The organism is Vibrio sp. V33_P6A3T137 (assembly GCF_009904835.1).
GTDB classification, from domain to species: domain Bacteria; phylum Pseudomonadota; class Gammaproteobacteria; order Enterobacterales; family Vibrionaceae; genus Vibrio; species Vibrio metschnikovii.
In genome coordinates this window covers 1-11154 of sequence record NZ_WXWK01000119.1, presented here as the reverse complement: position 1 = coordinate 11154, position 11154 = coordinate 1, and the positions used below count along the sequence as shown (strand labels likewise).

Sequence of the window (11154 nt, the reverse complement as noted above, 5' to 3'; positions counted from 1 at the left end):
CTGAAAATTCTTCCAATAAGGAGCGATTAAAATATAATTTAGTATCAATCGTAAATAAAGGCTCAATAAAATCAAAAGATTGCTCTCGCTTGTCAGAACGAACCATACCTACATGCGCGTCCGCTCGACCAGTCAATACATCATCTAAAGATTCTTGCCAGCTATTAACTTTGAATTCAACTGGAATACCTGTAAGTTGTGAGAATTCTTGCCAAAAGTTCACTAACACCCCCATTGCCTCACCTTTATCATTCGTATAAGAATAAGGGTGCCAACTGTTTGTGGTAGCAATAATCAACGGTGGAGATGTACTATCCTTCGCAATTGTGAAAGAACTCCATAACAAGCAGCCAAAAAAAAGCGAGATAATTATTGAAGAGCAATATCGATGACTCGTATATTTTTTCATTAGGTGGCCCATCACTTATGGATTGATTAAGAGTGACATTAGCCATTGATAAATATAAGGCATCACATCATTATTCTGCAGACTATTACACTAATTATAACCATTGCTTATAATTAGTGTAATAGATAAAAATCAAGGGAATTGTTAAAAACCTCAAAACAAAGCTAATCGGTCTGTTTCGAGGTTCTCAAAGGTAGGCAGTGGGAACTAAAAGGTCGTATTAAACTTTTGTCTTCCCAGTAGCGAGTGGGATAATGTTGTTCCATCGACCAATTCTAATTCTCCACCAACAGGAACACCGTGTGCAATGCGACTAGCACTGACCTGATGCTCATGACATAACTCTGCAATATAATGTGCCGTCGCTTCCCCTTCTACCGTAGGGTTGGTAGCGAGAATCACTTCAGAAATACCACCTTTTTGGAGTCGAAAATCCAGCGTATCAAGACCGATATCACTAGGACCAATACCATCTAACGGCGATAAATGTCCCATCAGTACAAAATAACGCCCTGAGAATTGTCCCGTGGCTTCTAATGCTGCAATATCCGCAGGACTTTCAACGACGCAAAGTTGGCCATTTTCTTGTCGTTTCGGATTACGACAAATATCGCACACTTCTTGTTCAGTGAACGTTCGACACTCAGCACAATGTCCCACTTCGACCATGGCTTGATTCAGCGCTTCCGCTAACTGCAAGCCACCTTTTCTATCTCGCTGTAACAAATGAAAGGCCATACGTTGCGCTGACTTGGGGCCAACCCCAGGTAAACAACGTAAGGCCTCCATCAAATGCTCCAGCATATGACTGGTTCGCATTACTAACCTACTTATTGATTAGAATGGCATTTTCATACCTGGTGGTAATTGCATACCCCCAGTGACAGCGGCCATTTTATCTTTTTGTGTTTCTTCCACACGACGAGCGGCATCATTGAACGCTGCTGCAATCAAATCTTCCAGCATCTCTTTGTCATCTTCCATTAAACTTTGATCAATCTCAACGCGACGTACGCTATGACTACCAGTGATGGTCACTTTTACTAATCCAGCGCCAGATTCACCGACCACTTCCATACTAGCGATTTCTTCTTGTAGCTTTTGCATACGATCTTGCATTTGCTGGGCTTGTTTCATTAAGTTGCCCATACCGCCTTTACCAAACATAGATTATCTCTCTGGTTTTATTCAATTGTTCTACGATAAGTGGGGGTGAAAATAGAAAATCTCAACCCCACTGGTTAAACTGGCCTCACGCTGTCATGATCAAGCTGAGCATGAAAACGTCGCTCAATAAATTGTACATTGGTATCTTGTTTCAAACTTTCTAGCGCCTGAGTGAGCTTTGCTTGATAAAGACGTTCTCTCAGCTCAAGCGGTGTTTCACCGGATTCACCAATATGAATACTTAAATGACACTCTTCTTGTAATTGGTCATTGAGGGCTTGTAAAAGTTCACTCTGAGCCTTATCGGTATTCAAATGAGCATGAGAAGGACGAAGCGTCAGCTCAATATGGGTTCCCTGCTTATGAAATGTTGAATTCAAGGCAAGTTGTTCCACTAATTTAGCCGTCTCTAACTGAGAGATCAGCTTGGCCCATGAGTCCTGCTCCGCGGCTTCAATGATCAATTTCTCGATCATTTCTGGTGTTTTTTCGTGCTCTAACGCTCGCTTGATTTGTGTGGGCATCAATTCATTGTGAGTGGATTGACTGGCACTCTCTACCGTACTGGTTGATGGCCGCCATTGATAAACGGACTCTTGCTCGGTTGGCTCTTGATGAGATATCAAAGACTCATTCGGCGGTATCGGCGTTGAAGTCGATTGAGCTCGCTGTGCTACACGATCTAAAATCGAAGTCGGCTTTGCAGATACCGCATCAGGCTTTTTTACTGGCGTACTTTTCGGAGTCAGCCCTTGCCGCTGAGAGCGCAACTGATGACGTAAGCCGGCGACAGGTGGAATAACAACCGCTTGTTCTTGTGCTCGCGTCTCTGGCTGAACAACTGTCGGCTCTGGCTCTTTCATCGCGGGTTGAACATTCACTACCTCAGGTTGAGGTGATGTTGCCGGTGCAGTCACTGGACCCTGCATTTGAGCAACCGAACGCTGAGCTGTGTTATCAGAAACCGGTTCGGCGGTTGGCATTGCTAAGCTATGACTCACCGTAACCGATGTCGGTCGAAACGCCATCATACGTAGTGCAACCATTTCAATACCAATTCGCGCCGTTGGAGCCAACGGAAGATCCGCCCGCCCTTTTAATACAATTTGATAATAGAGTTGCACGTCTTGTGGGGCTAGTATTTTAGCTAAATGTTCAATAGCGTCGGCATCAGGCTGAGCTTTATCAACGCTACTGGGTAAGGCTTGGCACATAGCAATACGATGCAACTGGGTTGCTAATTGCTGGAGCAATCCATCCCATTCAACCCCATTACTGGCTAATTGTTCAATACACGCCATCATGCTCTGTGGTTGCTGGCTACTGATCGCTTGCAATAAATGCAATGCTTGATCGGTATCCAGTGTACCGAGCATATGCGAAACCACGCTGTGTTCGATAACACCGTTACCGAGCGCAATAGCCTGATCGGTTAAACTTAACGCATCGCGCATACTGCCATCCGCGGCATGCGCGATCATGGCGAGTGACTTACTATCGCTGTTTACATTTTCGGCTTGCAATACATGTTCAAGCTGTTGCCGAATATTCTCAACACTGATCGGCTTAAGATGAAATTGTAGACAGCGTGATAAAATCGTAACCGGTAATTTCTGTGGATCCGTCGTCGCCAGCAAAAATTTGACGTACTCTGGTGGCTCTTCTAATGTCTTCAGCAAAGCATTAAAGCTATGCCGAGAAAGCATATGAACTTCATCGATCAAGTAGACTTTAAAGCGTCCGCGCGCCGGCTTGTATTGGACGTTATCAAGCAGCTCACGAGTATCTTCAACTTTGGTGCGCGATGCGGCGTCAATTTCTAATAAATCAACAAAACGCCCCTGATCGATCTCTTTGCAGGTCGCACATTGACCGCAAGGGGTAGCGGTAATGCCTGTTTCACAGTTTAAGCCCTTGGCAAATAAACGCCCAATCGTGGTTTTTCCCACGCCACGAGTACCACTAAATAAATACGCATGATGCAAACGATTCTGTGTTAGTGCATTTTCTAAAGCGGTTAATACGTGAGCTTGCCCTACCACCGCTTTAAATGTGTTAGGACGCCATTTTCGTGCTAAAGCAAGATAACTCATGAAACCTTCCGTTATGGATATTTAGTGACCGTCAAACTCACAAATGCTGTATACCTCTAACCCTAAAGCTTCAAGACGTTTATCACCACCGATTTCCGGCAGGTTAATCACAAATGCAGCGTGTTGAACAACACCGCCTAATTGACGAATAAGCTGTGTTGTCGCCTCAATCGTGCCACCAGTAGCCAGTAAATCGTCGACAACTAACACTTTATCGCCTGGTTTGATGGCATCGACGTGAATTTCTAACGTATCCGTGCCATATTCTAAATCGTACGATTGGGCGAGCGTTTTACGCGGCAGCTTTCCAGGTTTACGAACAGGAACAAACCCTACCCCAAGCTCTAAAGCCAATGGCGCTCCAAACAAAAATCCACGCGCTTCCGTACCCACCACTTTGTTGAACCCCATGGCTTGATATTTTTCAACCAACAAACGAATGGTGGCTTGATAAGCGACAGCGTCTTCCAACAAACTGGTGACATCGCGAAAGAGAATCCCTGGCTTTGGATAGTCAGCAATGGTTTTAATGCTAGATTTGATAAGAGTAAGAGTTTCGGTTGTCATAGCTACATTAACTTCGATTGATTGACCATGATAAATATCACCATGATCTAGAATGAGAATTTATACGTGCACATCAAACTGCACGTCGATTGAAAAGCAAAAGCCCACTCGAAGAGCGGGCACACTTCCCAGTAATGCTAGTGATTTTCTTGTTGGTTAGCAACCAACTCATACGTAGGTAAGCGAAGAAACCAACTAAGCAGTATCACTAATAATCCCAAAAGCATTATTTTTAACCACATTAGAGGAACGATAGCAATAGACAAAGCAAAGCTCGCCATCATGCATAAAGCACCTCGCCATTTTACTCGTTTCGAGATGGCGCGATTCTGTTGCCAATTAAGTAACATTGGCCCTAGTGTAGCATGCCGATGTAACCATGAGTGAAACCTAGGGCTACTACGCACAAAACAAGCGCTAGCGAGCAATAAAAATGGTGTGGTTGGCAACAGGGGTAACACCACACCCAGAAGGCCAAGTGCTACGCTAAGGCCACCAACAACATTGAGTAAAACATGACGAATATTGATGATGGGCCTCGCTGAACATTGAGTGAATATACCATCGGTAAAGGCTGTTAACTCTTATTACCTTGATAAATATCTAATGTAAAACTACTGGAACCAAGACAACTGATCGATACTTTACAAGCACTTTGGATAGGTAAGTCTTTGGTAATGAAGTTCTTTAAGCAATTATCCCCTAATTTTACACCGGGAGCAATTGACTGAGAGAGATAACCATTAGACCAATGGCATGCTAATCCCGCAGGTAAAATGGACAAAGTCTTATCGGTCAAATCAGCAATACCAAATAAGGCACAAACAGGCACGCCACCTTCAGAGCACTCGATACCTCGTTCAAAGATTTCGGCCAGATCTTTTAAATCAGCGCTGAAACTACGCAAGTTACGCAAATAGTCATTAAATAAAGCGCGGATCAATAATGTACTCGCGACCCCTAATTGCTGATCACTCGACGAATCAACGATGTAAAAAGCAAACTGCCCATTGATTAACCAAGCATAATCAAACACTAATGGCATGGCTTCTGTCGACTGTAATAATCGGTAGCTGCACTTCCAAGCACCTTGTGAAGTGTCATTATCAGGCAACAGGGCTTGTAGTAACTCTCTGGCCGTATTGGGGTTTTCTCGTAAATGCTCAAGATGCCAATGCAACTCTTGCTCTTCCGGAAGCTCGCCGCCACCGTCGACTCGAAACCACTGGCTCGAAAAGTCACGTTGATCATTAAGATGATGCATCGCATCTTCTAATGTATTTTCAATCGCACAACTGAGATTTTCATGATTACCAATCGGTTTGGGTAAAAAATCTTTGATGCCATAGCGAAGCACTTTGGCCACATCCGACATTTCTCCCGTGGCTGACACGACAATCATTGGCAACGATGGATACTCCAAACTTACCTCTTCAACAAACTCAATACCGTTTAATACAGGCATAGAAAGGTCGCACAGTAATAAATCTGGCTCGTTTGAACGTAGCTTTTTCAATCCATCTAAACCATCTTTAGCTTCAACGACTTTATACCCTTTCGCTGCCAGATAACCACTGGTCACTCGCCTGAAAATAGGGTCATCATCAACCAGCATGATCATTTTCTCTTGGCCAGCATTACCGTCCGATAGATTCCTAGCTTTAATGTAATCTTTATACATAGCACCTACTCCACTATGTGCTCACGATTCGTATGATTAGCTCATATGCTCAGGCTACCTAGCACCCATTTAAGCTACCTGATTGATTAGCCATGACTCACCGACGTTACCTGATTCATCTTCTACCAAACCCTACGAATAACATCGTGTACTTGCTCATTAAAAATAGTCTTGAAACGACATTTATACAAATATTCCACTTTTTATCTGCATCACATACTATATGTATGATTAGCGTGAGTTTACTGGCCAAGATAACCAGCCGACTACACTTCAACAATAAACACGATAATGTACAAAACTCGATATCATAACGCTAATCAATCTATCATTAGATGAACAAAAAAATAGAGCGAGTCGACAAATCGTTCTACAAGTTGATATGACTCAAGCCTTACTTGCTGATATCCGTATAAATTAACTAAAACGGTAAAATAATGTGTCAGGAACAATGAAATTAGATGACTTAAACCTTTTTCGACTGGTTGTTGAACACGGCAGCTATACCGCGACCTCGCGTAAAACCATGATCCCGGTTGCGACAATTACCCGACGCATTCAAGCTTTGGAGGATTCCTTAAATCTGAGATTACTCAATCGGCATGCTCGAAAGCTGACTTTAACTGAAGCTGGGGAACGTTTTTTCAGAGATTGTTCACCGTTACTACAACGTTTAGCCAGCATGGCGGAAGCGATCACTGATGAATGTCGTGGAGCATCAGGCACAATTCGACTTTCCGCACCAGAAAATTTAACCAAGCGGATGATGATGCCGATGTTTAACGCCTTTATGCATCAGTATCCGGATATTAATCTTGAATTAACGACCAGTAATCATGCCGTTCAACTCGATCCTACCGAATGGGACGTTATTTTCCGAGTCGGGCCACAACGTGATTCCAGTTTGATCGCCAGAAAGATCAGTGAAGTTAAAGATATTTTAGTCGCCAGCCCTCTCTATCTAGCCAAACATCCCACACCCACTCACGCTGAACAACTCAGCCAATATTCCCTATTGAAAGGCGATCCATTACTCAAATGGCAACTGTGTAATGATAAAGGGGAAACGTGCATCAATAACGATGTGGGAAGGTTTCAAGCCAGTACCCTCAACGTGGTGCGCAGCGCTTGTTCGGATGGATTAGGTATTACTTTAATGCCTGATGTGATGTTAAAAGAATTTCTTGCAGATGGTAGTTTGGTGCGCGTCTTACCCGACTGGAGTGCTAACCCGCGAGACATTTATATGCTGTACAATCATAAAGATCATTTACCAGAAAAAGTCCGTCTATTTATTGATTTTGTTATTGCTTATCACATCCACTGATCGATGGTTAGAAATAAAGAGGAGAGTGGCGATTGACCACTCTCCTCTTTTTTCAGTTGTTAATCGAGCATCGCTTATGAGTAGAAAAGCTTCCCTACACTCGCTCGAGTAATTAACGCATCGCACGGTGCGAAATGGTCACCGTATTTTTGAGCGTGTTGCTTCATTTGCTCAATCAGTTTATCCAAACCAATTTGATCCATATAGCGGAAAGGGCCACCAAGGAAAGGAGGGAAACCAATCCCAAAAATCGCCCCGATATCGCCGTCACGTGGCGAGTGGATAATCCCCTCATCCAAACAACGAGCCGCTTCATTGAGCATCGGTAACACACAACGCATGGCAATCTCTTGCTCATCCCACTTTGATTCTGGAGTTAGATTCAACAATTTGTAAACTGACTTATCGACCTCTTTTTTCTTACTGCCTTTTTTGTAACTGTAGAAGCCTTTGCCTGTTTTTCGTCCTTTACGATTATCGTTTAATAAAACCTCAAATACGTCCGGTCCCTTAAAACGCGGCCCAAGCTCATTGACCAAAATAGGCATAATTTTTGAGCCAACATCGATCCCTACTTCATCCAATAACGTAATTGGCCCAACGGGGAAACCAAAGTTCAGTAACGCTTTATCGATTTTTTCTATCGTTTCGCCAGCCATCAGTACATTAGCCGCTTCATTCATATAAGGAGCTAGAATACGGTTAACATAAAAACCAGCGCGATCTTTGACTACGATCGGGGTTTTGCCCTGTTTTTTCGCTAACGCCACCACGGTCGCTATCGTTTCAGGTGACGTCGTGCTATGTGGGATCACTTCGACTAATGGCATCTTTTCAACCGGACTAAAATAATGTAGGCCGACGATATTTTCTGGCCGAGTGGCTTTTTCGGCAATCTGCCCAATCGGTAAAGAAGAAGTATTGGTTGCAAAAATAGTACTAGGCTGAGCGTGTTGCTCGACATCGGCCACCATCTGCTGTTTAAGCGCCAAATCTTCAAAGACCGCTTCGATCACCACGTCCGTTTGCTGAAAACCTCTAAAATCCGTACCACCAGCCAATTGCATCATGCTATTTTGCAGTTGCGCTTTACTGATGATTTTGCGTTTACGCTGCTTCTCAAATAGACCGTAGTTATAGCTCAAAGCATTAAGAATGCCGTCGTTAGAAACATCTTTAATTCTGACCGGCAGTTTTGCTTTAGCCACGCTAACATGGCTGATCCCCGCCCCCATTAAGCCGCCACCTAACACGCTAACGTGTTTGACTGACTTAGGCTCAGCATCACTACCGTGCTCTTTTTTCATTTCCGTGGTAGCAAAAAATATCGAACGTAATGCTTTAGATTCATTGGTCATCACCAACTCACCAAAGCGTTTCGCTTCTTGCTCCAAACCTGCTTTCAACCCTTTATCCAGTCCATGCTCAATGACTTCTAAAATGGCCTTAGCCGCAGGATAATTGCCGCGCGTTTTCTGTTCGGTTTTCTTGCTCGCTTGGTCAAAAATAATTTTGCGGCCAAGGCCCGTATTAGCAAGCAGTTTTTCTTTTAAAGATGGTTTAGCTTGGCGACGTTTCTTACTATTGTCACCGACAAAACGTAACGCCACTTCTAATAAGACACTCTGAGGCACGCAAGCATCAACGACGCCTAGTTTATAAGCCTTTTTAGCGCGCAGTTGTTTACCGGTCAAAATTAAATCTAACGAAGGAAGTAGACCTATTAAACGAGGTAAACGCTGCGTTCCCCCCGATCCGGGCAGTAAACCCAACATCACCTCAGGTAAACCTAAACGTGTTTTATCATCATCCGTACACACACGATAATCACACGCCAGTGCCAGCTCTAATCCTCCGCCTAAGCAAGGGCCATGAATCGCAGCTACAACAGGGAATGGTAAGTCTTCTAGCTGTTGGAACATCTGCTGTCCGCGCGTGGCTAAGGCCTGTGCTTCTTGAGCAGAAGTGCAGGCATCCAGCATTCGAACATCCGCACCGGCAATAAAGTTATCTGGCTTTAACGAATGGATGACTAAGCCTTTAAGCTGTTTTTTCTGTTCATTAAGCTGCTTAAATACCGCCAACATCTCATCGGCAAATGCGGCCTGAAGAGTGTTCATTTTTTCACCGGGAACATCAATCGCGAGCCAAGCAATGTGCTGCTCATCAATCGTTAAGTGAAATGCTTTTGCCTCGCTCATTATTCAACCTCCAAAATCATTGCCGCACCTAAGCCACCAGCGGCACAAGCAGTATTCAATGCTAGCCCACCACCACGACGTTGTAATTCACGCAAGGTTTGCGTGATCATTCGCGCTCCCGTCGCCGCAAAAGGGTGACCATAAGCAATCGAACCACCAAGCACATTGAATTTATCCATATCAATTTCACCAATCGCTTTACTGCGGCCCAAGTATTGCTGAGCAAAACTATCGCTAGCGAACATTTTCACATTGGCTAAGGTCTGCGCCGCAAACGCTTCGTGCATATCGATTAATGTTAAATCTTTCAGTTCGATCCCAGCTCGCTCTAGCGCTAATGGCGTCGCGAAGGAAGGCCCCATCAACATATCTTTTTCAACGCCAATCGCCGAAAATGCATAAGAGCGAATGTAGCCAAGAATATCCAAGCCCAGCTCTTTGGCTCGCCCTTCACGCATTAACAGAATGGCCGCCGCACCATCAGTGAGCGGCGTACTGTTAGCCGCGGTCACACTGCCATATTGGCGATCAAAAGCGGGGCGAAGCTTAGCGTAACCCTCTAAAGTAGAATCAAAACGCACATTATTGTCTTTATCGAGCCACTTCTTATACGGCTCAGGGAAAGCGGTCATCACCTCACCGGCTATCTTGCCTTCATTCCATGCTTGGGCAGCCAAGGTGTGAGAACGATGCGCTAAAGCATCTTGATCCGCGCGTGAGATACCATGCGACTTCGCCATTTGCTCAGCGGTCTGTCCCATCGATAACCCTGTCGAATATTCGGCAACGGCAGGCGGAACTGGCATTAAATCTTTAACTGATAATGACTTTAATACGTTGAATTTTTGACTCAGTGTTTTCGTTTTACTGAGCGCTAATAAGCTCGCTGCCAGTTTTTTAGAAACGCCAATCGGTAAAACGGAAGAGGAATCCGCGCCACCAGCGATGCCAATATCGATAATACCAGCCATGATACTTTCAGCGACGTTAACCGCAGATTGAAAACTGGTTGCACAAGCACGCGTCACACTGTAAGCGTCAGTATGAATATTCATCCCCGTGCCTAGCACAATTTCCCGAGCAATATTGGGTGCTTCAGGCATCTGAACCACTTGGCCAAAAACCAACTGTTCGATGAGTTGTGGATCAATGTCGGTTCGAGTGAGCAGTTCATTAACCACCATCTTGCCTAAATCTATCGCGGGTACTTGCGCAAACTCCGTACTTTGACGTGCAAAAGGGGTACGAATACCTGCAACAATAGCAACACGCTCTCCTGAGCGTGTTCTGACTTCCTGCTTGCCCATTATTTCTCCTTAGAATAAGAGGTCTGACCTGAGAAGCATTGTAATCAAATTGTTACATCAATCAAACAACTGTTTAAATAAACGTGATTGCGGCAGCGAAAGCAAGCAAAAAAAACCACACAAAGCTGTGTGGTTGGAATGTTATACAAAGCAATTAACCTAAGCCAATTGAAATAATCAGTTTCCTGATTAGGAGAAAGTAAAGTCAGCCTTCAAAAGGAAGTGTCATCTTGCTCAACATGTTAGCTACTAGAGCTAACGAGATGACAAGAGGTAATATAGCGACTTAAACAAAGCGTAGTTTGCATTAGATCAAGTTTATGCTGGTTTAGCCCACCAATACCGGCGAAAAATTGTTCTAGATCAATTTTTTTCGAGTTATCACCTTGTGCAACACAAGGC

The 11154-nt window shown here is 44.2% G+C and carries 10 protein-coding genes; 1 reads left to right on the top strand and 9 read right to left on the bottom strand.

Annotation, left to right across the window (positions count from 1 at the left end):
- The 7 genes from CAG60_RS11440 to CAG60_RS11410 all read right to left on the bottom strand — a co-directional run.
- On the bottom strand, window positions 1-409 hold a 409-nt coding region (locus tag CAG60_RS11440; RefSeq protein ID WP_161438965.1), incomplete at its 3' end, for a transporter substrate-binding domain-containing protein.
- A 207-nt stretch (window positions 410-616) separates the two neighbouring features.
- Window positions 617-1228: a recombination mediator RecR gene (recR, locus tag CAG60_RS11435; protein WP_004394900.1), complete on the bottom strand. Its 612-nt coding sequence runs from the start codon at window positions 1226-1228 to the stop codon at window positions 617-619.
- A gap of 18 nt (window positions 1229-1246) precedes the next feature.
- Window positions 1247-1576 carry a YbaB/EbfC family nucleoid-associated protein gene (locus CAG60_RS11430; protein ID WP_004394899.1) on the bottom strand — a complete coding sequence of 110 codons (330 nt, stop codon included), beginning with the start codon at window positions 1574-1576 and terminating at the stop codon, window positions 1247-1249.
- A 74-nt stretch (window positions 1577-1650) separates the two neighbouring features.
- Window positions 1651-3669, bottom strand: coding sequence for a DNA polymerase III subunit gamma/tau (gene dnaX / locus CAG60_RS11425; RefSeq protein WP_161438964.1), 2019 nt, complete (start codon window positions 3667-3669; stop codon window positions 1651-1653).
- Between the two features lie 21 nt (window positions 3670-3690).
- Entirely contained in the window at window positions 3691-4236 is a 546-nt protein-coding gene (apt, locus tag CAG60_RS11420; protein WP_004394897.1) for an adenine phosphoribosyltransferase, read from the bottom strand.
- 137 nt (window positions 4237-4373) lie between these two features.
- Complete coding sequence (locus CAG60_RS11415; RefSeq protein WP_154170613.1) at window positions 4374-4769, bottom strand: YbaN family protein; 396 nt, start codon at window positions 4767-4769, stop codon at window positions 4374-4376.
- 44 nt (window positions 4770-4813) lie between these two features.
- On the bottom strand, window positions 4814-5917 hold the full coding sequence (locus tag CAG60_RS11410; RefSeq protein ID WP_161438963.1) for a response regulator: 1104 nt from the start codon (window positions 5915-5917) through the stop codon (window positions 4814-4816).
- A 451-nt stretch (window positions 5918-6368) separates the two neighbouring features.
- Between CAG60_RS11410 and CAG60_RS11405 the strand changes: the two genes are divergently transcribed.
- The gene (locus tag CAG60_RS11405) at window positions 6369-7244 is read left to right on the top strand and encodes a LysR family transcriptional regulator (RefSeq protein ID WP_004394894.1); all 876 of its coding nucleotides are present in this window, start codon (window positions 6369-6371) and stop codon (window positions 7242-7244) included.
- A gap of 74 nt (window positions 7245-7318) precedes the next feature.
- Here CAG60_RS11405 and fadJ read toward each other — a convergent pair whose 3' ends face one another.
- Together fadJ and fadI are read right to left on the bottom strand one after the other, a co-directional pair.
- Window positions 7319-9445 (bottom strand): fatty acid oxidation complex subunit alpha FadJ, encoded by a 2127-nt coding sequence (gene fadJ, locus CAG60_RS11400; protein WP_161438962.1) that lies wholly within the window; start codon window positions 9443-9445, stop codon window positions 7319-7321.
- Window positions 9445-10752, bottom strand: coding sequence for an acetyl-CoA C-acyltransferase FadI (gene fadI / locus CAG60_RS11395; RefSeq protein ID WP_154170609.1), 1308 nt, complete (start codon window positions 10750-10752; stop codon window positions 9445-9447). The genes fadJ and fadI overlap by 1 nt, the downstream gene beginning before the upstream one ends.
- Window positions 10753-11154: the final 402 nt, after the last annotated feature.